23 protein-coding genes and 3 pseudogenes are annotated in these 22,821 nt (G+C 73.0%); 11 read left to right on the forward strand and 15 right to left on the reverse strand.

What is annotated here, in order from left to right; genetic code table 11:
* Nucleotides 1-157 precede the first annotated feature (157 nt).
* Entirely contained in the window at nt 158-598 is a 441-nt protein-coding gene (locus ABZZ38_RS05675; RefSeq protein WP_356736086.1) for an SPW repeat protein, read from the reverse strand.
* A 181-nt stretch (nt 599-779) separates the two neighbouring features.
* On the opposite strand from ABZZ38_RS05675, the gene ABZZ38_RS05680 reads away from it, so the two are divergent.
* Entirely contained in the window at nt 780-995 is a 216-nt protein-coding gene (locus tag ABZZ38_RS05680; RefSeq protein ID WP_356736088.1) for a hypothetical protein, read from the forward strand.
* Here ABZZ38_RS05680 and ABZZ38_RS05685 read toward each other — a convergent pair.
* Nucleotides 968-2,515, reverse strand: coding sequence for a SulP family inorganic anion transporter (locus tag ABZZ38_RS05685; RefSeq protein WP_356736090.1), 1,548 nt, complete (start codon nt 2,513-2,515; stop codon nt 968-970). The two genes, ABZZ38_RS05680 and ABZZ38_RS05685, sit on opposite strands and share 28 nt — an antisense overlap.
* Nucleotides 2,516-3,143: 628 nt before the next feature.
* Here ABZZ38_RS05685 and ABZZ38_RS05690 point away from each other — a divergent pair.
* Nucleotides 3,144-3,569 (forward strand): subtilase-type protease inhibitor, encoded by a 426-nt coding sequence (locus tag ABZZ38_RS05690; protein ID WP_356736092.1) that lies wholly within the window; start codon nt 3,144-3,146, stop codon nt 3,567-3,569.
* Between the two features lie 427 nt (nt 3,570-3,996).
* Nucleotides 3,997-4,968 carry a hypothetical protein gene (locus ABZZ38_RS05695; protein WP_356736094.1) on the forward strand — a complete coding sequence of 324 codons (972 nt, stop codon included), beginning with the start codon at nt 3,997-3,999 and terminating at the stop codon, nt 4,966-4,968.
* A 277-nt stretch (nt 4,969-5,245) separates the two neighbouring features.
* On the opposite strand, the gene ABZZ38_RS05700 is transcribed toward ABZZ38_RS05695, so the two are convergent.
* The 4 genes and pseudogenes from ABZZ38_RS05700 to ABZZ38_RS05715 form a co-directional block, all read right to left on the reverse strand.
* Nucleotides 5,246-6,949, reverse strand: a complete 1,704-nt coding sequence (locus ABZZ38_RS05700) for an NAD(P)/FAD-dependent oxidoreductase (RefSeq protein WP_356736096.1) — start codon at nt 6,947-6,949, stop codon at nt 5,246-5,248.
* A 59-nt stretch (nt 6,950-7,008) separates the two neighbouring features.
* Nucleotides 7,009-7,476: an SRPBCC family protein gene (locus tag ABZZ38_RS05705; RefSeq protein ID WP_356736098.1), complete on the reverse strand. Its 468-nt coding sequence runs from the start codon at nt 7,474-7,476 to the stop codon at nt 7,009-7,011.
* A 133-nt stretch (nt 7,477-7,609) separates the two neighbouring features.
* Nucleotides 7,610-8,269, reverse strand: coding sequence for a transcriptional regulator (locus ABZZ38_RS05710; RefSeq protein WP_356736100.1), 660 nt, complete (start codon nt 8,267-8,269; stop codon nt 7,610-7,612).
* 277 nt (nt 8,270-8,546) lie between these two features.
* Nucleotides 8,547-9,213 (reverse strand): annotated as a pseudogene (locus ABZZ38_RS05715) (polysaccharide deacetylase family protein).
* Nucleotides 9,214-9,473: 260 nt separating this feature from the next.
* On the opposite strand from ABZZ38_RS05715, the gene ABZZ38_RS05720 reads away from it, so the two are divergent.
* Nucleotides 9,474-10,445 carry an LLM class F420-dependent oxidoreductase gene (locus ABZZ38_RS05720; protein WP_356736102.1) on the forward strand — a complete coding sequence of 324 codons (972 nt, stop codon included), beginning with the start codon at nt 9,474-9,476 and terminating at the stop codon, nt 10,443-10,445.
* Between the two features lie 98 nt (nt 10,446-10,543).
* Here the strand turns inward: ABZZ38_RS05720 and ABZZ38_RS05725 are convergent, their stop codons facing one another.
* Nucleotides 10,544-10,930, reverse strand: a complete 387-nt coding sequence (locus ABZZ38_RS05725; protein WP_356736104.1) for a hypothetical protein — start codon at nt 10,928-10,930, stop codon at nt 10,544-10,546.
* Nucleotides 10,931-11,090: 160 nt separating this feature from the next.
* Here ABZZ38_RS05725 and ABZZ38_RS05730 point away from each other — a divergent pair, with 160 nt between their 5' ends.
* Nucleotides 11,091-11,414 (forward strand): plasmid stabilization protein, encoded by a 324-nt coding sequence (locus ABZZ38_RS05730; RefSeq protein WP_356736106.1) that lies wholly within the window; start codon nt 11,091-11,093, stop codon nt 11,412-11,414.
* A 24-nt stretch (nt 11,415-11,438) separates the two neighbouring features.
* Here ABZZ38_RS05730 and ABZZ38_RS05735 read toward each other — a convergent pair whose 3' ends face one another.
* A complete protein-coding gene (locus tag ABZZ38_RS05735) occupies nt 11,439-12,104 on the reverse strand; it encodes an HAD family hydrolase (RefSeq protein WP_356736108.1) in 666 nt (221 codons plus the stop codon).
* A 207-nt stretch (nt 12,105-12,311) separates the two neighbouring features.
* On the opposite strand from ABZZ38_RS05735, the pseudogene ABZZ38_RS05740 reads away from it, so the two are divergent.
* Nucleotides 12,312-12,859: pseudogene (locus ABZZ38_RS05740) on the forward strand (DUF6328 family protein).
* Between the two features lie 35 nt (nt 12,860-12,894).
* Here the strand turns inward: ABZZ38_RS05740 and ABZZ38_RS05745 are convergent.
* Nucleotides 12,895-14,496 (reverse strand): ATP-dependent DNA ligase, encoded by a 1,602-nt coding sequence (locus tag ABZZ38_RS05745; RefSeq protein ID WP_356736110.1) that lies wholly within the window; start codon nt 14,494-14,496, stop codon nt 12,895-12,897.
* Nucleotides 14,497-15,187: 691 nt separating this feature from the next.
* On the opposite strand from ABZZ38_RS05745, the gene ABZZ38_RS05750 reads away from it, so the two are divergent.
* Nucleotides 15,188-16,219, forward strand: coding sequence for a phosphatidylinositol-specific phospholipase C domain-containing protein (locus tag ABZZ38_RS05750; protein WP_356736112.1), 1,032 nt, complete (start codon nt 15,188-15,190; stop codon nt 16,217-16,219).
* On the opposite strand, the gene ABZZ38_RS05755 is transcribed toward ABZZ38_RS05750, so the two are convergent.
* Together ABZZ38_RS05755 and ABZZ38_RS05760 are read right to left on the reverse strand one after the other, a co-directional pair.
* Nucleotides 16,216-17,142: a DUF6397 family protein gene (locus ABZZ38_RS05755; protein WP_356736114.1), complete on the reverse strand. Its 927-nt coding sequence runs from the start codon at nt 17,140-17,142 to the stop codon at nt 16,216-16,218. The two genes, ABZZ38_RS05750 and ABZZ38_RS05755, sit on opposite strands and share 4 nt — an antisense overlap.
* Nucleotides 17,143-17,227: 85 nt before the next feature.
* Nucleotides 17,228-17,623, reverse strand: a complete 396-nt coding sequence (locus ABZZ38_RS05760; protein WP_356736116.1) for a roadblock/LC7 domain-containing protein — start codon at nt 17,621-17,623, stop codon at nt 17,228-17,230.
* 483 nt (nt 17,624-18,106) lie between these two features.
* Between ABZZ38_RS05760 and ABZZ38_RS05765 the strand changes: the two genes are divergently transcribed.
* Nucleotides 18,107-18,331, forward strand: coding sequence for a hypothetical protein (locus ABZZ38_RS05765; protein WP_356736117.1), 225 nt, complete (start codon nt 18,107-18,109; stop codon nt 18,329-18,331).
* A 98-nt stretch (nt 18,332-18,429) separates the two neighbouring features.
* Here ABZZ38_RS05765 and ABZZ38_RS05770 read toward each other — a convergent pair.
* A pseudogene (locus ABZZ38_RS05770) lies at nt 18,430-18,612 on the reverse strand (hypothetical protein); the annotation flags it as partial.
* Between the two features lie 104 nt (nt 18,613-18,716).
* On the opposite strand from ABZZ38_RS05770, the gene ABZZ38_RS05775 reads away from it, so the two are divergent.
* The 3 genes from ABZZ38_RS05775 to ABZZ38_RS05785 all read left to right on the forward strand — a co-directional run bounded on the left by ABZZ38_RS05775 (nt 18,717) and on the right by ABZZ38_RS05785 (nt 20,858).
* The gene (locus tag ABZZ38_RS05775) at nt 18,717-19,325 is read left to right on the forward strand and encodes a methyltransferase domain-containing protein (RefSeq protein WP_356736119.1); all 609 of its coding nucleotides are present in this window, start codon (nt 18,717-18,719) and stop codon (nt 19,323-19,325) included.
* 228 nt (nt 19,326-19,553) lie between these two features.
* Nucleotides 19,554-19,814, forward strand: a complete 261-nt coding sequence (locus ABZZ38_RS05780) for a hypothetical protein (RefSeq protein ID WP_356736252.1) — start codon at nt 19,554-19,556, stop codon at nt 19,812-19,814.
* 228 nt (nt 19,815-20,042) lie between these two features.
* Nucleotides 20,043-20,858 (forward strand): hypothetical protein, encoded by an 816-nt coding sequence (locus tag ABZZ38_RS05785; protein WP_356736254.1) that lies wholly within the window; start codon nt 20,043-20,045, stop codon nt 20,856-20,858.
* 4 nt (nt 20,859-20,862) lie between these two features.
* Here the strand turns inward: ABZZ38_RS05785 and ABZZ38_RS05790 are convergent, their stop codons facing one another.
* The 3 genes from ABZZ38_RS05790 to ABZZ38_RS05800 form a co-directional block, all read right to left on the reverse strand.
* Entirely contained in the window at nt 20,863-21,102 is a 240-nt protein-coding gene (locus tag ABZZ38_RS05790; RefSeq protein WP_356736121.1) for a hypothetical protein, read from the reverse strand.
* A gap of 146 nt (nt 21,103-21,248) precedes the next feature.
* On the reverse strand, nt 21,249-21,431 hold the full coding sequence (locus tag ABZZ38_RS05795) for a hypothetical protein (protein ID WP_356736123.1): 183 nt from the start codon (nt 21,429-21,431) through the stop codon (nt 21,249-21,251).
* Nucleotides 21,432-21,516: 85 nt separating this feature from the next.
* Nucleotides 21,517-22,602, reverse strand: a complete 1,086-nt coding sequence (locus ABZZ38_RS05800; protein ID WP_356736125.1) for an acyl-CoA desaturase — start codon at nt 22,600-22,602, stop codon at nt 21,517-21,519.
* Nucleotides 22,603-22,821: the final 219 nt, after the last annotated feature.

Raw genomic sequence — 22,821 nt, forward strand, 5'->3', positions numbered from 1 at the left:
CCGTGCGGGCCGCGCGTTCAAGGGGGCACCCGGTCAGGGTCGTTGGGTGTCTCGCGCCGGTGACGTCGTGACGGCAGGGAAAAGCCCCGGCGCCGGGGCGTCGGGGCTCTCCGGGGCGAGCGTGTCGGCTCGTCGGTCCATGGCCCTGCGGGGGCCCTCAGGCGCGGGCACGCCCCGCACGGCGACCGCTCATCGCGGCCGCGGCCATGGCCACGCCGAGCAGCAGCGCCACGAGACCGACGATGACGTTGTTGACCACACTGCGGGTCGTGTCGACGTTACCGGCCACGACCCAGGGAGAGACGATGGTCCAGGCGCCGATGGCACATGCCGCCCAGGCCATGGCGTGGGTCCGCTCGTACGCCGAGCCGAACCCGCCCATGCAGAGGGCGTAGGCAACGCCGGTGATCAGGTTGCACACGGCGAGGGTGGTGAGACCGCTGAAGCCGGCTATCCACGGCGAGGCGGCCAGGTACACACCCGTCAGCAGGCCCAGCGTCTCGATCGCCTGGCCTCGAGGGGTGCTGGTCGCCCGCTCGAACCGGTAACGCATCTCGGTCAGGTCGGGGTGTTGCTCGATGCTCGGATGAGTGGTCATTGCGGGCCTGCCTCCTAGGGAAGACTTATATGCCCTTTATCCCCCATATAACCCCTGTCACACCATATGGGTCAACACGGGATCACCCTTACTCGTCACCCCGACGAGAACTCTGCGTCGACACCTCCGGCAGCCCCACTCGTTGACCGGCCGTACGACCCACGTAGCCGAGAGGGGAACCATGAATCTCCGCGCCGTCGCCGTCGCCGTGTCCGCTGCCACCGGCGTCCTGCTCACCGCCGGTGTCGCGACCGCCCAGACCGCCGCCCGGCCCGGCGGGCTGCCCACCGGGCAGCCCGCGGGGGCCGAGCGGGACCAGGGCGTCGCCCTGATCCACAAGGACCGGCTGACGCCCTCGTCCGTCGTCGACTACGCCTTGGAGGTCACCGAGGGCTGAGCGGTGGACCCGGCCGTGGTGTCGATCGCGGCGCAATCCGGGGCCGCGTCCGGGCCGAGCAGACGGACCGGTTCGACGCCGGCGTCGTTGTGGCGGAGCGCCCAGTTCTCGAGGGAGACGCGGCACGCGTGGTCCAGGTGCCGCAGCCCGCAGAGGTCCAGTTCGATGGGCCGGTCCTTGGGGAGCGCCTCCAACTCCCCCAGGATGCGCGGCAGTCGGAGGAACGTGGCGTTGCCGGTGATCGACACCACGAGCCGTCCGCCGGTCAGCTCCCGCGTGCCGACGTGGATGTGGGAGGTCTCCCAGGCGGTCTTGCACACGGCGAGCAGCAGCCCGAGCAGCACACCCTCGAAGAGGTTGGTGGTCACGATGGCCACGGCGGTGACGCAGAGGATCACCGCCTCACCACGGTGCTCGCGCCACAGCGGACCGAGCTCCTTGACGGGTACCAGCTTGCAGCCCGCGTGCACCAGGACGCCGGCGAGCGCGGCGAGCGGGATGACGCCGATCGCCGCGGGGAGCAGCGCCGCGAACAGCAGCAGCCACAGGCCGTGCAGGACACGGGAGAGCCGGGTGCGCGCACCCGCCTGGACGTTGGCCGCGCTGCGTACGATGACCGCGGTCATCGGAAGGGCGCCGAGGGCTCCGCAGATCGTGTTCCCGACGCCCTGCGCCATGAGCTCCTTGTCGTACTCGGTGCGCGGCCCGTCGTGCATGCGGTCCACCGCGGCCGCGCTGAACAGGCTTTCGGCCGAGGCGATCAGGGTGAAGGCGAGGACCGTGCCGATCGCGGCCACCCCGGCGAGGCCGGCGAAGTCGTCGGCGCCGGGGGGCTGGATGGACTCCAGCAGACCCTGGACCTCGACCTTGGCGACGGGCAACTCGAAGACGGCCGCCACCGCGGTGGTCAGGCCCACCGCGACCAGCGGCCCGGGGACCACCCGGACGCGGGCGGGAAGCCGCGGCCACAGGACGAGGACGGCGACGGTTCCCGCGCCGAGCAGGAAGGCGATGAGGGCCGTACCGCCGGAGAAGACGGTGGCCGCCAGAGAGGGCAGGCCGGCCATCTTGCCGAGTGCGCCGGAGGGTTGGGCGGTGTCGGCCATCGCGTACACCTGGCCCAGGATGAGGACCAGGCCGATGCCGGTGAGCATGCCCTGAACCACGGCGACCGATATGGCCCGGAACCAGCGTCCGAACTTCAGGGCGCCGAGGGCGAGTTGCAGCAGGCCCGATACGAGCACGATGACGCCGAGGGCGCCGAGGCCGAACTCCTCCACGGCCTGGTACACGAGAACGGTCAGACCCGCGGCGGGTCCACTGACCTGGATGGAGCTGCCGGGCAGGAGTCCGACGACGATCCCGCCGACGATGCCGGTGACGAGGCCGAGTTCGGCCGGCACACCGGAGGCGACCGCCACACCCACGCACAGGGGCAGGGCGACGAGGAAGACGACGAGCGACGCGAGGAAGTCGCGTCGCCATACGGATGGGCTTTTCAACTGGGTGAACATGAGCATGGGTTCCTAGCGGTGGGGTCCGAGCGGACGGCGGACGATCCGAGCGGGGTACGGGTGGGGGGACCGCCTCACAGCGGTCCGGACTCCCCGCGCGGGTCCGGACGGTGGGTGCTCACCAGGCCAGGAGCGTGGTCTGTCGGGTGGTACATGGCGGCCTGCCTCCTGCGCTCCCGCCGTGGCCGGCGCGCGGTGTGGTCGGGTCATGGACATGATCGTGATCGGCGGGCCGCGATGACTCCGCGGCACCGTCGGGGAACGGCACCGCGGCGCGACACACAAGACATCGTGCGGGCCTGCGACCTCGCCTACTTTGCTTGAACATTACCTTCCGATGAAAGGTCGATCCAGCGCCGGGTTGAGCCATGTTGCCGTCATGTTTCAGCCGTGTTGAATCGGGCCGAACCGCACTGTTCCGCCCATTGGTGAAGTTTTGAACCTCCTGACTCCGACCCGTAAAGGCTGGTGGCGAACGGATACTGATGGACGATCACCAGCGACGGGGGCGGTTTCGCGTCACTGCTTGAATAACAGACCAAACTGAAAAGCATCGCTGAATGTGCGTCAACAGAGGCAGCGCGGCAAGGTGTGCACCGCACCAACCGGAAAACCAAATCGAGAGGTTCATGCAATGCGGAAACTGGTAAAGCGCGCCGTCGTTTGCGGTCTGGCCGCCGCCGGAGCCCTGGCCCCGTTGACCGCGGCCGAGGCCGCCGGGTCCGACGCGCGGCTCTACGCTCCGAGCGCGCTGGTCCTCACCGTGTCGCAGGGGGAGGACGCCGCGACCGCGACGCCCCTGCGGGCAGTGACGCTGACCTGTACTCCGACGGCAGGCGGCACCCACCCGGTGCCGCGGGAGGCGTGCAGGCAACTGCGGGCCGTGGAAGGCAAGTTCGAGCTTCTCAAGAGTGACGACCAGCGGCCGTGCATCAAGATATACGACCCGGTGGTCGTCACCGCGCAGGGCGTCTGGGAGGGCAGGCGCGTCGACTACGCGCGGACGTACCCCAATTCCTGCGTGATGCAGTCCGAGGGCGAGAGCGTCTTCACCTTCTGAGCCCCGGCGCGACAACAGGAAACGAGCCGACCCCACGGCTCCCGAACCCGCGAGGCCCGCACGGCCGGCACGACACGGCCGCGCGGGCCGCTTCGCGTGCCCAACAGCGGTATTCACAACGGGCATTCACCACGGTAGTTCCACGGCTCTTTCCCGGGCCTTCCTTTACTCTTCGCGCCCATGTCGCCGTGGCACGTCCGTATACGAATGAACGCCACAGCAGTGGCCCCACTCACAGCGCGCGCGGGGGCGGGGCGACCCTCCGTGGTGGCCGTGGAGGCGCCGTCCTCCTCCGTCGACAGGTGACCGGGTCACCTCGCTTCGGCGAGAAAAACCTCTCGGCGTGGTCCAAAGTGGCATGGCAGGGGTCGGTGGCTCACCCCGCCGTCGACCGTGCCGTGCCCTACCGTGCCGCCGGGAGCGAGCCGTGGATCTGGAGAGCGTCGCCGACGAGCTCTACGGGCTGAGGCCCGACCGCTTCACCGCGGCCCGGAACGAGCGGGTCGCCGAGGCCCGCAGAGTGGGCGACCAGTCGCTGGCGGACCGGCTCCGGGCGCTTCGCCGCCCCACCCTGGCGGCGTGGGCGAGCAATCTGCTCGTACGTCGGCGTCCCGAGGAGACACGGTCCCTGGTGGCCCTCGGGGAGAGCCTGCGCCAAGCCCACCACGGACTGGACGGCGACCGGCTGCGGGAGCTCGGCCACCGCCGGAACGTCGTCGTCACCGCGCTGGCCCGGGAGGCGCGGCTGCTGGCCGCCGAGGCGGGGCAGCCGGTCGGCGACGACGTACAGCACGAGGTCGAGGCGACACTGCACGCGGCGCTCGCCGACCCGGAGGCGGCCGAGGAGTGGGCGGCCGGGCGGCTGACGCGGCCGTTGAGCCCACCGGTCGGCTTCACCGCCGCCGCCCTGGACCAAGTGGCGCGGCGGCCTCCCCGCCGTGAGCCCTCCTCGACGGGCGGCAGGACGCCGGCGCGCGAGAAGGCCGCGCTCGTCACCACCGAGCGCGATCAGGACCGCGAGCAGGCGGAGGAACGGCGCCGGCGTCGCGCGGAACACGAAGAGCAGCAGCGGGCGCGGCGGGAGCGTGCCCGGGAGGATGCCGCGGACGCCGAGCGGGAGGCGCGGGCGCGGGAGAAGGAGCACGAGCGCGCCGTGTCGGAGCAGCGGAAAGCGGAGGCCGAGCTCCGGGCGGCCGAGCTCCGGGCGGCTGCCCTGGCTGAGCAGGTGAGGGAGGCCGAGGAACGGCGGCACGCGGCGGCCACGGACGCCAGCGAAGCGCGGGAGCGGGCCCGGGAGACCGAGCGCGCGGCGCGCCGGGCACGCCGCCGCGCCGAGGAGGCTGCCGCCGAGTGGGAGGGGCTGCGGCGGGGGCCCGGGGCGACCGGCGGCACGGGGTGAGGCGGGGTCGCTGCGTGAGCCGTCCGCGCGGGGTGAATCTTCCCGTAGGGGGCGCACGCGCCGTGGCGGGCGCCTGACGTGAAGCCGCTGCCGGCCCGCCGCCTCGAGGGATCACGGGCACGCTCCGGTCCGGCTGCGCGTTCGCCGGCGCTGACTCGCATCGGTCGACCGGGGGAAGGTGGCGCACCTTGACGGGTGGCGCCCATGGGTCGATCGCTCCACCGTGAGAGCCGCGGCGCCGGGCCGCGACGCGTCGCGCGAAGGCGGTGGGTCCCTCTCAGGGCGCCGTTCGTGGCAGGCCGTCGGCGGACGCGGAGTCGAACACGGGGTCTTTGGGGCGGCGGCCCCGGCTCGCCAGGGCGCTCTGGGCGCGTGCCAGGCCCCGCCGGACCGGGCGGGCGCTGCGCAGGGCGGCGCGCGCGGCGTTCGCTCCGGGCGCGCCGTGCACGCCGCCGCCGGGGTGGGCGCTCGCGGATGCCAGGTAGAGGCCCTCGACGGGGGTCTCCGGGCGGCCGGTGCCCGGGACGGGGCGGAAGAGGAGCTGCTGGTGCACGGCGGTGGTGCCGCCGTTGATCGCGCCGCCGTGGAGGTTGGCGTCCATGGCCTGGAGGGTCGGTGGGGCGAGGATGCGCCGGGCGCGGACGCGGGCGCGGAACCCGGGGGCGAAGCGTTCGATCTGGGCCTCGACCCGGTCGGCCATGGCTTCCCGCTCGCGCGCGTCCCAGGTGCCGGTGATGCCGCCGTCGCCCGCGTCGCCACGGATGCGGTGCGGTACGTGGGTGTAGGCCCAGACCGACTCGGTGCCGGCCGGTGAGCGGGACGGGTCGGTGGTGGTCATCTGCCCCAGGAGGAGGAACGGCCGGTCGGGCACCCGGGCCGTGGCGAGCTGTGCGGCGAAGCGGGTGAGCTCGTCCACGCCGTCGGCGAGGTGCACGGTGCCCGCGGCCGCGGCCTGCTCGGCGTTCCACGGGATGGGGCCGGACAGGGCCCAGTCCACTTTGAAGGTGGCCCAGTCCCACTGGAAGCGCCGCAGGTCGTCCAGGAGCCGGGAGGGCAGGTGTTCGGGGCCGACGAGGTCGCCGTACAGCGCCGGGACGGCCACGTCGGCGAGGACCGCGCGGCGCGCCGCCACGGTCTCGCCGTGGGCGGTGCGGACCGCCACGGCCCGTCCGGCGCGCACGACGACCTCGTCCACGCGCTCCCCGCACCGGAGCACCCCGCCGCGTCGTCGCAGGCGCCGTACGAGGGCGTCGGTGAACGCCCCGGCGCCGCCGACCGGAGCGGGGAAGCCGACCGTCTGGGCCAGCATGGCCATCAGCCACCCGTAGCCGCCGCTGCCCGCCGCCTCGGGGGCGAGGTCCGCGTGGAGGGCGTTGCCCGCCAGGAGCAGCCGTCCGCCCTCGCCTTGGAACTCCTCCTCCCCCAGGCGGCGCACCGGGAGCAGCAGCGTGCGGGCGAGGCGCAGGCCGCCCGCGCCGCGCAGCCGGGCGAGCAGCCGGGCCGACGCGCGCAGGGGCGGGAAGGGAGTGAACAGGGCGGTGAGGATGTCGTCACCGAGCCGGTCCCAGATGTCGCACAGGTTGTCCCAGGCCAGCCCGTCGCCGGGGGCGAACCGCTCCAGCCCGGCGGCCGTGGCCGCCCGGTCGCGCGACAGCACCGCGCACCGGCCGTCGGTCAGGGGGTGGGCCAGGACGCGGGGGGCGTGGCTCCAGCGCAGCCCTTCCTCGTGGAGGTTGAGGCGCGCCAGGACGGGCGAGGCCGCCGCCAGCGGGTAGAAGGCGCTGAACGTGTCGCTGACGTAGTCCGTGTGGACGCCCCGGTCGCTGCGGACGGCGCCGCCCGGGTCGTCGTTGGCCTCCAGCACCTCCACACTCCATCCCGCGTCGACGAGGAGGTTCGCCGCGACGAGCCCGTTGGGCCCGGCGCCGATCACGACCGCGTCCGGCGCGGTGGTTTCCAGGGCCGGCGTTGTCGGGGCCATCGCTCCCTCCCGCGGGTCTCCCCGGGTTGTGTGGCGGGGTGGGGTTTCGGCGGGGGTTGTCAGGGTGCGGCGCTCTCGGCGTTCCCGGGTGCGGCGGTGGTCTGCTCGACCAGGTCGGCGAGACGGCGGAGCATCGCGCGGTGGCGCAGTTGGATCATGGCGTCGAGCGCCGCGTTGTGGAGGAAGCCACCGGGCCCGCGCAGGGGGTGCTCGTCGACGATGACGAGGGTCTCCTCGCCCCAGGGGCGCAGTTCGATCGCGATCCTGGCGGTGCCGAGGGGGCCGCTGCGCGCCTCCAGTTCCAGGGTCCGGGGCGGCTCGCAGAGGCGTACGACGGTGTCGTCCTCGGCCGTGTACGGGCCGACACGGACGGTGTACGCGATGCGGGCGCCCGGCTCGGGCCAGTGGTCGTCCTTCTCGCGGGTCGAGTCGGTGCCGACCACCCAGTCGGCATACCGTGACCCGTCGGCGAGGACGGCCCACACCGCCTCGGGGGGCCTTCTGATCAGCCGGTGCCTCACTGCCATGGTGCCTCCGGATGTCGTCGCCGGATCGCTCGCCGGGATGTCGTCGCCGGGATGTCGTCGCCGGACGGGAACGAGCGGCGGGTACCCGCGTTTCCGCCGGGCGAACGCCTCGCTTCGTCCGGCGGTGAAGCGTTCAGGGGGTGAGGGTGTCCCAGAACATCAATTCGTACGACTGCAGCAGCCGCCCGTAGCGGTACGCGGTCGGCAGCGCGATGCGGCCACCGCCCTCCTGCACGGCGGCGACGGCCTGGTCCCGCAGCGCCGGGGCCGGCAGGGCGAAGAAGTCGAAGAAGCCGCAGGCCTCGTCGCGGAAGCCGTAGCGGGTGCGCAGCGCCTCGGCGATCGTGGCGCAGTAGCCGCCCCAGGCGGCGAAGTTCGCGGACAGCGCGAGGACGACGTCGGCCGGATCGCCGTTGAGGGCCAGCCAGGCCACGTACGCGGGATACGCGTGGCAGCCGGCCCGCGGTTCGTACGCCTCGGCCGCGACCTCGTCGAGTCCGCAGGCGGTCATCAGCGCGCCGAGGCGGTCCAGGGCGAGCGTCTCCCCCTCGGCGAGGGTGGTGAAGAACGCGGCGCACCGGGGCAGCCCGCCGGCGCGCTGGGCGAGGTGCAGGAAGGAGTGGCGGTCCGAGGCGACGATGTGCCGCTGCTCCAGAGCGAGAGCACTGATCACGGCGCGGTTCGCGGTGCCGTCGGCGATCGACGCGACCAGCCGGTTGGCGCCCTGATGGGGGGCGAGTGCCCTGGCGGTGGTGTCCAGGAGTTCCTGGGCCTGCTGCGGTGTCGTCGTCACGCTCGCTCCCTATGGCTCGGCTCCCCTCCCGTCAGTGTCGCGCGACGGGTGCCGATCGTCCCTGGCGTGCGTCAGGTGGACATGCGACGGCGCCCCGGCTGGACGGGGGGTTCCAGCCGGGGCCGCTCGCCGTGGTCACGTGGGGCGCTCGCCTTACGGGGTGCCACTCTTCGCAACCACACATGGATGAACGGGCAACGATCCGGGCTTGTTCCCGGCTGTTCCCGTTCCTGGTGTGACCCGCCTCACCGGTTGCCACCTGCGGCTGGTGCCGCGATCAAGGGCGGTAGATCTTGCCCGGTTCCGCCGTGGCGGGGGTCGGCAACTGCGGAACGGTGACGAATGCGAAGCCTCGCTCCTTCAATTCGTCGATGATGCCTTGGACGGCTGGGAGGGCGCCGTCGTAGATGTCGTGGAGCGGGATGATGCCGTCCTTCCCGGCGCCGTCGAGCGTCCGCTGCCGTATGAGGGCGGAGTCGGTCGTCGCATGGCCCTTGGCGGTGACGCTCCGCAGAACCTGCGGGAGGCCGAGTTCGCGGCTGACAGCGGAGACCGTGTCGTCGGTACGTCCCTGCGGCGGTCGCATCAAGTGGTTTGCGGCCGGTCAGCCTCTCCATGGCGTCCTGGGTCCGCGAGAGCTCCTGGCGTACGACGTCGGGCTGGCGCTCGATGTGCTTCTTGCCGAGCAGGAAGAACGTGGCCCGGACCTGCTCCTCCTTGAGGACGTCCGGGAGCCGGGGGGTGTCCTTCCCCGGACCGGCATCGCAGGGCAGGGCTATGCAGGTGGCCTCGCGGCAGTCGACCGGCTCCGCCGCCTCGCCCTTCGCGGCGTCCCGCACGCGCTGCCGGCGCCATGGCCAGGGAGGCCACCGCGAGGAGGGAGACCGTGGCGGTCCGTCGTTTGCGGGGCGTGGCGGACTTCTTCCCGAGCGGCATGACGCGATCCTTCTTTCGCGGTACGTGGAGCGGGGTCGATCGGCCGACGCGGGTCGACGCGCGGACTCGGCTGACGGCCGACGCGGGTCGACGCGCGGGCACAACGGACCGGGCAGCCGGCCGCACGCGGCCCCGCGGCGGGCGCGGCGGTCACCAGCGCGACCCCCTCTGCACAGGGTGTACAGCGGGGCGGGGTCCCCGGCGGGCGACTGGGGGGAGGGGGCCGGCGCATGTTTCCCACCGCTGCTCCGCGGAAACCCGCCGGCACATGGTGCGAATCGGATACACGATGATGACCGAACAGGCCGGGCCCAGGGAGCTCGTCGACCATGTCGTACGGGCCGAGGAGGCGGGCTTCGACTTCTCCGTCACCTCCGACCACTATTTCCCGTGGCTGCGCTCCCAGGGGCACTCGCCCTACGCGTGGGCCGTCCTCGGGGCGGCCGCCCAGGCCACGTCGCGCATCCCGCTGATGACGTACGTGACCTGCCCGACGTTCCGGTACCACCCCGCCGTGATCGCCCAGAAGGCGGCCACGCTGCAACTGTTGTCCGAGGGCCGCTTCCGGCTGGGGCTGGGGTCGGGAGAGAATCTCAACGAGCATGTGGTCGGCGGCGGCTGGCCCGGCGTCGACGTACGGCACGAGATGCTCGAGGAAGCCGTCGAGATCATCCGTGCCCTCTTCGAGGGCGGCCACGTCAACCACCGCGGTACGCACTTCGACGTGGAGTCCGCCCGGCTCTGGGACCTGCCGGACGAGCCGCCGCCCATCGGGATCGCCGTCTCCGGCGAGCGGTCCTGCCGGTTGGCCGGGCGGCTCGCCGACCTGGTCATCGCGACGGAGCCCAAGGAGGACCTGCTCGCCTCGTTCGACCGGCACGGCGGCCGCGGCAAGCCGCGCGTGGGGCAGCTGCCCGTCTGCTACGACCCGGACAAGGACGCCGCGGTCGCCCGGGCGCATGACCAGTTCCGCTGGTTCGGGTCCGGCTGGAAGGTCAACGCCGAGTTGCCGCACCCGGATTCCTTCGACTCGGCCACGCGGTTCGTCCGGCCGGAGGACGTGGCGGAGTCGATCCCGTGCGGCGACGACCCCGATGACTTCGTGGCGGCGGTGAAGCCGTACGCCGACGCGGGCTTCGACGAGATCGCCCTCGTCCAGATCGGTGGCGAGTCACAGCCCGCCTATCTGGACTGGGCGGCCAGGACGCTGCTGCCGGCGCTGCGGGACGCACTGGGCTGAGTCGCGCGCGCCGAGGCGCACCGGCATGCGTCCACGGCGTGCGCCCATGACGAGGCCGGGCCCGATTCGGGCCCGGCCTCGCGGCGCGCGCTTCCGGCTCAGCGCGGGGCGAGCAGCAGGCGCAACTCCTTCTCGTGCTCTCCCGACACCGACTCGGACGTACGGACCTCGAAGAGCCCGGCCAGTGCCTTCTCGATCTCGGCCACGGCGTGGTGGTCGCCCGTCAGCGTGGCCGCCACGGGGGATGTGAGCCGCGGCGAGCCCGGCAGCTGCTCGCTCGACCGCGCGGAGCTGTCGAACGTCGCCATCCATACGGTCGGCTCGTGACCGTGGGCCTGCTCCGGGCCGGACGCCGGCACGTCGCAGCCCGCGAAGACGTGATCGAGCGTGTCGAAGACGGCCTGCGCGTCCTCGCGTCCGCAGTCACTGAGCTGGACGGTGACATCACAATCCGCGGGGTGGTTGTTCGTTGCCTTGTTCTCCACGTCGTTCCGCTCCTTGATGCGTGGGGTACCCGTTCAGCGTCGTACAGGCACGACTACCTCGCCTCCGGAGCTCCAATCAGGTCCGGGGCGGCCCGTTTGCGGAGGTGGACACCTGGTACGAGGGTGAGGGCAAGCAAAGGGGGGACCGTGAGGAGGACCCATGCCCGCAGGATCCAGCCCGAAGCGTGAACGCCAGTACGAACACATCAAGGAGGGCGCCAAGAAGCGCGGCGAGAGCGAGAAGCGGTCCGAGGAGATCGCCGCCCGTACGGTGAACAAGGAGCGGGCGCGGTCCGGTGAGTCCAAGACCGCGAGCAGGAGCTCCAAGCAGGACATGTCGCCCTCGAAGCGGGGCGGCCGGCGCTCGGGCGGCGGCTCCGAGGGCCCCACGTACGAGCAGCTGTACGAGGAGGCCAAGCGCAAGGGCGTCCAGGGTCGCTCGTCCATGAACAAGCAGGAGCTCCAGCGCGAGCTCGGGAAGTGACGCGCTCGGCGCCCGCCTGTGGTGTCAGGGGGTGCCGGCGAGCGGGCCGCCGTCCAGGTGCGCCAGCAGGTCGGCGGGGTCGTCGTGGATCACGGCGGCCCCCGCCTTCATCAGATCGTCGCGCGGAATGCCGCCGCACAGCAGCCCCACGCAGGTGACGCCGGCACTACTCCCCGCCTTCATGTCCCAGACCGTGTCGCCCACGAAGACCGACTGCTCGGCTGACGCCCCCGCCAGTTCCAGCGCGTGGCGCACCGGCTCCGGCGCCGGCTTGCCCTCCTTGACGTCGTCGGCGCTCGCGGTGGCGGTGATGGCGTCGTCCGCGTCGATCGCGCGGCGCAGCGCGGACAGTTCCGCTCCCCCGGCGGAGGTGGCCAGCACGACCGTCCAGCCGTTCGCCGCGAGCGTCCTCAGCAGCCGGCCGGCGTCCGCGAAAGCGGGGAGCCGGTCGAAGTACGTGCCGTAGAGGGTCTTGTGGGCGGCGCTGAGCGCCTCGTCCTGATCCCGGTCGCGGTCGTCGCCGAGGAGATGGGCGATCAGATCCTGCGAGCCGAGCCCGACGGCCCGGTGAATGGCGTGCATCGGGACGTCGTGCCCCGCCTGCCGGAACGCCTCCCACCACGTGGCGACGTGCAGGTGGTTGGTGTCGGCGAGGGTGCCGTCCACGTCGAACACCGCTGCGCGTGTCATGTCCTTCTCCATTCCCGTTGGATCATTCGTTCCCCCCGGCTCGTTCCCCGGAGAGTCCGTACGAGCATGGGTGCCCGGAGACGGGCCGGTCACGCTCCTGGGGAGCGACACCCGGGGAGTCGCTTCCGCTGCCGTACCCCTTGGTCGAGCGCGCCCGCGGGGTTACAAGAGAGCTGCCCTGCCGTGACGGCGACCGTGGGAGGGACCATGGCTGAGCAGGGCGAGTACGGCAGGTCCGGAGACGGTGCGGGCAGACGCACCGGAAGCGGGGCGACACGCAGGGCGCGGGGGCGCGACGAGACCGAGGAGGAGCGGCGGACCGGCGCTGGGGCGAACTGGTACAGGCGATACGCGTCGCGCAGACGGGTGTGCAGATCCTCTTCGGCTTCCTCCTGACGGTCGTCTTCACGCCCCGGCACGCGGAGCTGACGAGCGCCGACAAGGGGATCCACATCACCACCGTGGCGCTCGGCGCCTCGGCGACGGGGCGCTGATCGGGCCCGTCCCGTTCCACCGGATCGTCTCCGGGCGGTGGATCAAGCCGCAGACGGTGGTGTGGGCGTCCCGGCTCACCTTCACCGGGCTCGTCCTGCTGCCGGCGACGCTTGTGCCGGCTTCTGTTCCTGGTGCTGCGGGTCGCCACGGACGACGGGTTCGTGCCGTGGCCGGTCGGGGGCGTGGTGGGGTGGTACCTGCTGTGCTGGTTCGTCCTGCCCCTGTGGGCCGGGCACCGGTACACCACGACGGATACGTAGGGAGGGCGGGCCCGGCCTGCGGGCGCGTGGGGCGTTCAGGCGGCGGGGCCGGGACCGGGCCCGGGGTCGTCCGTCACGGGGCCGGGGCCGGGGTCGTCCGTCACGGGGCTGCCCGCGAGGACCCGGTCGACCGTGTCGGCCTCCTCGGGCCGCTTGTCGGGGCGGTGGCGCACCACCCGGGCGAAGCGCAGGGTGACCCCGGCCGGGTAGCGAGGCGAGCGTTGCAGACCGTCGTAGGCGATTTCGAGAACGAGCTCCGGGCGGACCCGGACGGTGAAGCCGTCGTCCTCCACCGCCAGTTCGCGGAGTTTTTCCGTCTGCCAGCGGAGCATGGCGTCGGTCAGCCCCTTGAACGTCTTGCCCAGCATGACGAACGAGCCGTCGGTGGCCCGGGCCCCGAGGTGCAGGTTCGAGAGCAGGCCGGTACGGCGGCCGTGCCCCCACTCGGCGGCCAGCACCACCAGGTCGAGGGTGTGGACCGGCTTCACCTTCAGCCACGAGCGGCCCCTGCGACCGGCGCTGTACGGGGCGTCGAGCGCCTTGACCATCACGCCCTCGTGACCGCGGCGCAGGGTGTCGGCGAAGAACGCCTCCGCCGCGTCCGTCTGGTCCCCCTGTGAAGGGTCCTCGACGAGCGTACGGCGCACCCGCATCGGTTCCGGGACGAGGCGGGCGAGCGCCGCGTGCCGTTCACGGCCGGGCAGGTCCAGGAGTACGGCACCGTCCGCCGCCAGAACGTCGAAGAACACGGGTGACACGGGCAACGTGGCCGCCGCGGTGGCCACGTCCACGCGGGAGCCCACACGGGAGGCGATGTCCTGGAACGCGACGGGGCGCCCGCCGGCGTCCAGCGCGATGACCTCGCCGTCCAGGACGAAATCGTCACCCGGCAGGTCACGGGCCGTCGACGAGACCTCCGGGAGGCGGTCGGTGATGTCGTCCAGCGAACGGGTGTAGACGCGGATGTCGTCACCGGAACGGTGAACCTGGACGCGGATGCCGTCGAGTTTCTCCTCGACGACGCAGGGGCCCAGCGCGGCGATCGCCTCCGCGACGCTCTTCGCCGTGTGCGCCAGCATGGGCTGAATCGGAGCGCCGACGCGGAGACGGAACCGTTCCAGGGCCGCCGGGCCCTCCGCGAGCAGCGCCTGTGCGACGCGGGACAGTGACCCGTCGAGCATCACGGCGCGCCGTACGTCCCCGGCCGGTGCCGCGGCGGCCAGGGCGACGGCTTCGAGAGCCACGGCGTCCAGCGCGCCCTGCCGGACCTCGCCGGTGAGCAGCCGCAGCAGGAACTGCTGCTCGGGTGCGGTCGCGGCGGCCATCAGGGCGCGCACCAGTCGCTGTCGCTCGGCCTGGGAACCGGCGCCGGCGACCTGCGCGAGGGAGGTCAGCGCGGCGTCGGTGTCCGCGACGGTCAGGGTGGGGTCGGTGGCGGGCGGGACGGACTGCTTGAGCGTGCTCCAGCCGATGCCGATCCGTCCTTGGGGGAGGCGGCCCGCGAGGTAGGCGATCACCAGGGGTGCCTCGTCGGGCGGGGTCGCCGCGAAGAGGTCCGCCAGGACGGCGATCTTGCGCGAGCGCGCGGAGGTGGCGGCGACCTGTTGGGAGACCTCCGCGAGGCGGGCCAGCAGCATGCGGCCATGGTGCACGGCCGACGCCGTCGGCGCCAGGCGGGCCGGGCGCCGACGGGGGCGTCCCCTGCCCCCGCCCCTTCCCGGAACCGGGGCTGCGTCCCGGACACCCTGGCTGGGCGGGTGCCCGTTCGGGCCGACGCCTGCGCATCGACACGGCGGCCCCGCGCGCCCAGCCCTTCGCCTGCGTGCCCGGCCCCGCCCCGCGAGGGCCCGGAGCCCGCGACGGCCCGGAGCCGCGACGCCACTGACGGCACCGTGCCCTGGTCCGGGCGGCGGCCGGAAGACGCGGGCGACCGTCGGACCGGGGCGCCCCGGGTCGGCGGACCGCCGTCGGGCCACAGGCTCGGGCAACACGGCGCGGCACCGGCACCGGCACCGGCACCCGGGCTCGGCGCCCACCCCTGGCACACCCAGGGGCGCCCCGCGCCCTCGCGCCACGCCACCGGGCCGCGCGGGGGTCCGTCCGGCACCTTCGTGCCGCGAGCGCTTGGCCCCCACCGGGAGCCATCCCGTGCCCGTCGTCTCCACGGCGCGCGTGACCGCGACCGCGACCGACAAGCCGCGAACAACGTGCGTCACCTCCCCCTCCATCGGGCGTTGTTCGGAGAACAGTCCGTCACAGGTCTCCCCTCCTTCACTCAACCCCCTTACTGTTCCGTCGACTTGGTGGACTACGTGAGGTAGGTCGACGATGAGGTTCGCACGCATCGTGGTGGCGGCCGTGGCGGTCGCCGCGGGGTTGGCGCCCGTGGAGGCGGGGGCCGTCGAGCCCGGGCAGTTGGCGTATTCGGGGTCGACAGGGGTGGGGGTTCACAACGCGTACGAGAAGAGCAAGTATCCGTACTTCGCCGACGCGTTGGACTCGGGTGCGGGGATGCTCGAAATCGACGTATGGACGAATGTGTTCGGCAGATCGTGGCGGGTGTCGCACAGCAACCCGGTGGGCAACGACAACAACTGCGAGAACGCGGCGAACGCCGGGGAGCTGCGGACCAAGCCCAGGAACCAGGATCTCGGCGGGTGTCTCGCCGACATCAGGGCGTGGCACGACGCCCACCCGGGCCATCGGCCGATCCTGCTGAAGATCGAGTTGAAGGATGGTTTCCAGAGCAGGAACGGCCGGGGCCCGGCCGCACTGGACGCGTTGCTCACCGCGCGGCTGGGTGACGCGCTGTTCCGGCCGGCGGATCTGGTCGGGACGCGGCCGGACCTGGACACCGCCGTGCGGGCGAACGGCTGGCCGACGCGGTCGGCGATGGCGGGGAAGTTCGTCGTCGAGCTCATACCGGGCACCGTCGAGGAGGACAATCCCGCGGACTCGCTGTGGACCGACCGCGAGTACGCCACGCATCTGCGGGACCTCGCGGCGGCCGGACGGCTGCGAGAAGCGTCCGCCTTCCCCGCCGTGCACGGCGCGCAGACCGGTGACCCGCGGGGCCGGTACGCGGATGCGGGCATCCGGCCCTGGTTCGTCGTCTTCGACGGTGACGCCTCCGCGTACGCGGGTGGCTCCATCGACACCTCCTGGTACGACCAGCGGCACTACCTGGTCGTCATGACGGACGCGCACAACGTCGCGCCCGCCATCGATGGAACCCGCCCGACCGAGGCGCAGGCCCGGGAGCGGGTCGGCCTGCTGGCGGGCCGGCATGCCAGCATCGTGTCGGCCGACTGGTACCCGCTGCCCGCGGTGCTGGCGTCGGTGGTGCCGCGAGGCGCCTAAGTCCCGCCCGGTCCACCTGGTCGGCCCGACAGCAGGGGCCCGGACCGGCCCCGGTCGGCGCGCACCGCCCTGCGGCGCCGCAGCCGGAGGCGGGTCAGCAGACCGGTGCGGCCGGGGGCCGGGCGCGCCGGTGGCAGTGCGGGACCGGCGGCACCGTCGGGGCGGGGGGCAGGCCGGACGGCGCGGGCTTCGTCGAGGGCGAGGGCCAGACTGAGGCGATGCCAGAGAATCTCGTCCGGTTCGTCCGCCAGCAGCAACCGGTCCGTGATCTCCCGGGCGGAAGCGGACTCCGGCCGGCCGGAGGGCGGTTCGGGCCGGAGCCGGTCGAGGTGGGCGCGTTCGTAGGGGTCGTCGACCACCTCGGCCAGTTGGACCGGGTCGAGCAGTGAGGCGATGGCGGCGGCGCCCGCCCAGGGGTCCTCGGCGCGCCGCAGCAGGAGGCCGAGCCGTCGGGCCCGCCAGTTACGGGGGCGGGCGTCGTCTCCCGCTTCCAGCTTGGCGCGCAGGGTGGCGGGGAGCCGACCGGTGAGGAGCTGGGGATGGCGCGCGGCGAAGTCGCGTACGTCTCCCGCGAGGTAGAGCCACACGATCGCGCGGTACCGGTTGAGGTAGAACTTGACCGGGATGACGTGCCCGGTCCTGGCGAGCTTGGTGAAACGGTCGGCGGTGATCGAGGCCAGTTCGGCGGCCTCGGTCGTGCCGACGGTGCGCACGCGCTCGCGCAACCCGTCCGGGAAGTCGGGTGCTGCGCGCAGCCGGTCGATCTCCTCCCGTGCGACGCGGTGTCGTCCGCCGTTGACGCCGGGTACGGTGCGCACGAGACCGAGCTGGACGGCGAGGTCGAACTCGGCCCGCTTCAGCCGCAGTTCCTGTGTGGCACGTGTGGATGCGACGGTGCGCGCGATGGTTTCGGTAGCCGTCATGCCGGCCCTCCCCCGTGAGGCGTGAATCACTGTGTGTCACGAAGGTAGTACGGGGGAGGTCCGCCGCGTCAGGCCTGTGGATAACTCAGGCGATGGGCCGCCGGGCGGCGACCGCGAGGTGTTCCCCGACGCGGTTGACGAGCAGTGTCATCTCGTAGGCGACCTGGCCGACGTCCGCCTCGGCGGCGCTGAGCACGCAGAGGCAGCTGCCTTCGCCGGCCGCCGTGACGAAGAGCATCGCGTCGTCGAACTCGACCATCGTCTGCCGGGCGTTGCCCACCCGGAAGTGCCGCCCCGATCCGCGGGCGAGACTGTGCAGCCCCGAGGAAACCGCCGCGAGGTGCTCGGCGTCCTCGCGGGCGAGGCCGCTGCTCGCGCCGGTCACCAGGCCGTCGTTGGACAGCACCAGGGCGTGCCGTATGTAGGCGACGCGCTTGGTCAGGTCGTCCAGAAGCCAGTCGAGTCCCTTGTCCAGAGCCATGTACCGGTCCTCCCCGTTTTCCCGTTCCCCGTTACCCCGTTGTGCTTGTAAGCCTTTCGCACTGTCGTGAGCGGGGCAAGAGCGCTCCGGGGGGCGGACTGGTTCACGCCGGGCGTGGCGGCACGACCCTGATGGTGAAGGCGTGCTCCCTCAGGTCGTCGGCAATGCCCTTCCGGCCCGGTGGGGCAGCCATGATCGCGTTCTCGGCAACCAGAAGCCGCCGGTAGGGACGTTGGGCGGCAAGGCGGCTCCAGCCATCGCATGGCTCCGGGGAAGACGGTGGCGGAGGCGGCCGTCAGGGTGCGGCGGGCTTCGCCGGTGCCGGTGAAGGTGCGGTGCCGGGCGGGGGTGAGGCTCTCGAACAGTTGGGCGAAGGTGACGACGGCGTCTTCCCGGGCGAGCATTTCGCCGGCCCGGGCGAACTCCGGCAGCACGCGCGCGTGGGCAAACCGCGGGGGCGTACCACACGGTGGTGAGAGCGCCGTGGACGTCGAGGGCTCCGGAGATGGCGACGGTGTGCTCCCCGTCCAGGCGCAGGGCGGCGACGGCCGCGTCCATGCGCCGAGCGTGCTGCCGAAGTTCGCCGGCGTGCCCGCCGGTGGGCGCGGCGACCTGGCATACGGCTGCGCGGCGTTCGGCCCGGAGGGCTGCGGTGGCGGCGGCCACCGGCTCACCTATCAGGTCGTCGAGGTGGCGCGCGTCGCGTAGCCGGGCGATGTGCTGCGCGGTCGTCACGGTGGCGCATCCCCACAGGGCGAGCAGGGAGACGACGGGCACCATCAGCCGCGAGATGATCCCGGCGCGCGCCAGTCGCGGCGGGAGGAGCCCGTCGCGTCGAGCGCCCGCACGGTGCGGCGCAGGCCGGGGGCGGCGCCCATGCAGGCCCTCGCGTACGACAGCACGGGGGTCAGCCGGCCGAAGGTGGCGTGGTCCAGGTGTCCCGTGGCCCAGGGACGCTGGACCTCATGAGGGCGCACCGGGGGGCGCATGCCGAAGCTGACGGATCACGACAGCGAGACGTTGCTGAACGATCGTGCCGCGCACGAACCTGTGCACCGTGTGGTCGGGTGACCGCGTGCGGAATCATGTCCCCATGGCCGATGACCGCACGGATGTGCAGCAGTTCTTCACCGCCCGGGCGGCGGACTGGGATTCCCGCTTTCCGGACGACGCTCCCGCGCACGCCGCGGCCGTCGCCGAGCTGGGACTGCGGCCCGGGGACGCCGTGCTGGACGCGGGGTGCGGGACGGGGCGTGCCCTGCCGCCCCTGCGGGCCGCCGTGGGCCCTTCCGGGACCGTCGTCGGCGTGGACGTGACGCCCGCGATGCTGGCGGCGGCGGTACGGGCCGGGCGCGACGGCAGCGGTGCGCTGCTGCTCGCCGACGTGGCCCGGCTGCCGCTCCGCGACGGGGTGCTGGACGCCGTCTTCGGCGCCGGGCTCATCTCGCATCTGCCGCGGCCGGCCGAGGACCTGCGGGAGCTGGCGCGCGTCGTACGGCCCGGCGGGCAGCTGGCGTTGTTCCATCCGATCGGCCGCGCCGCCCTCGCCGCGCGGCAGGGACGGCGCATCACGGACGACGATCTGCGCGCCGAGCCGAACCTGCGGGCGCTGCTGGCGGGTTCGGGGTGGCGCATGGTGTCGTACGCGGACGAGGACGACCGTTTCCTTGCCCTCGCCGTGCGGGAGGCGCGTCAGGACTGAGCGGGACGGGCCGCCACCGTCCCGTACGAACACCGCGGGGCTGTGGCGCGTGGCTGAGGGGCGCGCCCCGGGCGCCGGAAGCGCGTCGCCGAGCCGGCTGTCTCGCGCTCGGGCCCTCTTCTGCCGCGGCGGGCCGGGCTCTACGTTGGAGGGGCAGACCTGGTCGAGGGGAAGGTGGGTCCGGTGTTCAGCAGACTCCGCACATTCGTCGACAGGTTCCCGAGTGCCGTGAAGCTCCCGGCGGCGAGCCCGGAGAACGGGGCCGGCGGCCGGCACCACAACATCTTCGAGGCCGCGGCGGTGTACGTGTCCGCGTCCGCGGACGACGATGAGGAGCTGATGGACGAGGCGGCGGGCTGGGTGTCGCCCGAAGCACTCTCCTTCGGGGTCAGCGAACTGGCCTGCCGGGCCGTCATCGCCCTCGCCCGGGAGCGGGACGAGTCCCCTCAGACCGTGGCGCGCAGCCTCCTCGGCCTGCCCGCCGCCTGACGTCGTCGGCGTAGGGGCCGGTTCGGGCCGGCGCGCGGGGCGGCGGGGTGCCGGTGCGGGCGCGGTGGCCGGCGGCTCCGGCACGACCGGCGGGGTCGAAGCCGGTCGCGACGATTTCGAGCGGCCGGACCCTCGACGTCGGGGTTACTCGCTGGTTAAGGTGCGCCGACGAACCATCGGAGGGAGGGCGCCGTGGCCGGGACGGATGACGTGAGCCAGGCCGGCGGCGTGGCGAGCACCCCCGCGGGGGACGACCCCGCCGGGGACGACGCGCTGTTCGTGCTGACCGCCGTGCTGCTGACACCGGCCCAGTTCCCGAGCGTGCTCGGCGACGACTACCCCGAGGCGTGCGCGGCACTGGGCCTGGAGCCGTACCCCGGCGGGTACGGCATGCTGCTCGGACAGGACGGGAACGGCTCCCGGTGGACGGTCGTCGTCGACGACGTGTCGCTGGTGGCCGTCGCGATCGCGTCCTGGGACTGCGGGATGGAGTACGACCTGTCCCCCGACGAGCGCAGTGTGATCACCGCGCTGCCGGGGTGGCCGCTTGCTCTCGTGGTCGCGGCCCCGCGGCTGCCGGCGCCGCACGACCCTCCGACGGCTCCCGGCGAACCCCCGCCGTTGACGCCGCCGGACACCGGCACGTGGGGGCCCGCCCAGCGCCGGTTGGGGGCGGACGAGATCGCCCTCCAGTGGGAGTCCTGGCGCAAGCACCTGGACGCCACCCCGTCGGACGCGGTGGGCACCGGCGGTGCCGGTGGCGCGGCGGGCGCCGGGCATCCGGGGGTGCGGCGGGTGCTCGCGGAACTGCGGGGCTATCTGGAGGAGCCTCCGCCGCTCGGGCGGGTGCGGTCCCGGTTCGCGCCGGACGGGGCGCGCATGCTCCGAGCGGACGGGCCCGGCTGGTCGCTGGTGGCCCGCACGGACGACGTCGCCTTCGTGTTGCTGGACGACGAGCCGCGCGGCGTGCTGCCGGTGGGGCGCGGGCCCCGGTTGCCGGGTCTGCTGGCGGGGCTCGACGCGATAGCGGTGCGTCCGGCCTGACCGCTCAGCTGGTGGGTTCGTCGGGTGCCGGGTCCTCTTCGGGTCCGGCGGTCTCCGCGCTGTCGGCGGGGGCGGGCTCGCCGGCGGGAGTGGTGTCCCCGCCCTCGTCCTGTTCCTCGCCCGCCTGCGCCTGGGCGAGGTCGGCGTCCCAGTGGTCCGACCCGGCGCCGGCTTGCTCGTCGGGCAGGTCCCGCGGGACGGCCCCGCTCGACTCGCCGGGGCCTTCCAGCCGCTTGTCGTCCATGCTTCCTCCCTCTGGCCGACCGTGCGGGTACCCCGGAGCGCGCTGCTCAGACGCGCCCGGCACGCATGTGTGACAGCCCGCACACCCCCGGCACGGCGGCGCTGCGACGGATGTGCCCGGCCGGACCGGTCACGGCTCGGACCCGGCTAACGCCCGAGCTCCTTGCGCGTGACGCGGCGCAGCCTGCGCCGCTGGCCGGGGTCCAGCGCCAGATAGGCCACGGCGGGGACGCCGAGCAGCACCAGCAGGGACAGCCAGAATCCGATGAGCGGGATCAGGAGGAGGCCGACGGCCACTCCCCCGATGACGATCTTCGTCCTTGTCGACATCTTCAGACGCCTCCTTCGCAAGCCGCGACCGCGACCGCTTCCTGTCCCGACCAACGGGTGATCGGGCTGCTGGGTTCCCCCGGCGTCAGGCGGTACGGAGCGGCTCGCCGACCTCGTGCAGGTGCCCCAGGGCCTGGCGGTAGGAGTCGACGAGTCCGGTTTCCGTGTACGGGATACCCAGCGCGCGGCAGTGGGCCCGTACGGCCGGCTGCGCGAACCGCAGATGGGGGCGCGGCATGCTGGGGAAGAGGTGATGCTCGATCTGGTAGTTCAGGCCGCCCAGGAACCAGTCGGTGAGGGCGCCGCCGCGGATGTTGCGGGAAGTGAGGACCTGTCGGCGCAGATGGCCCCAGGGCTCGCCGTCCGGGTCGGGGACCGCCATCCCCTTGTGATTGGGGGCGAAGCTCATGCCGAGGTGGAGGCCGAGCAGCATCTGGTGGATCAGTGCGAAGACCACGGCCTGCGCCACCGGCATCGTGATCAGCAGGAGGCTGAGGTAGCCGGCGACGTGGGCCAGCAGCAGGCCGCCCTCGATCGCCCGCTCACGCGGCGTCTGGCGCGGTCCGTCCTTGGAGAACAGCGCCTGGAAGCCGTACACCTTCAGGGCGAGCCCTTCGAGGGTGGTCAGCGGAAAGAACAGCCACGCCTGGTGGCGGGTGAGCCAGCCCTGGAATCCGGTGCGCCCGGCGGTCTGCCGATGGTCGAAGACCAGGACGTCGGGGGCGACGTCCGGGTCCTTGTCGAGGTGGTTGGGGTTGGCGTGGTGGCGGTTGTGCTTGTCGTTCCACCACTCCTGGCTCATCCCGAGCAGCAGGTTGGCGTGGAGGAGCTGGATGAGGCGGTTGGTGCCCTTGTCGGCGCTGATCTGGGAGTGCCCGGCGTCGTGGCCGGTGAACGCGGCGCGCGCGGACAGCACGGCCAGGGGCACGGCGAGCAGGACCGACCACCAGGAGTGCCCGAACAGTACGAGCCCGCCGGCGACCGCTGCCAGGGCGAGCAGGTTGAGCGTGACGCCGCGTGCGTACCAGCCGGTGCGGCGTTCCAGCAGGCCTTGTTCCTTGATCGTGCGCAGCAGGGGCGTGAATTCGCTGCCGCTGCCGCGCCGGGGCCGTCCGGCCCCCGTGCGGGGAACCGGAATGGGCGCTTCGAGGATAGGGGTGACCTGTGGCATCGCATCTCCGGTGGGTGAGGTCCAGGCGCGGACTGCGCCGACCTGTCGAACGTACGGATGAGCGATCGCCCAGAGCCATGGCACCACCACCCGGAAACGGGCGGGGGCTGTCCAGCGTACTGGGGTGGTGCTGCCCGCAGCGTGGTCACCGCGTGGGCTATCTCACGGCCTTCTCCCTCGCGCTACGGGGGTCCCCGTCAGGTACCCTCGTCCGCTCCA

Source organism: Streptomyces sp. NPDC006368 (genome assembly GCF_040612535.1).
Taxonomy (GTDB): Bacteria; Actinomycetota; Actinomycetes; order Streptomycetales; family Streptomycetaceae; genus Streptomyces.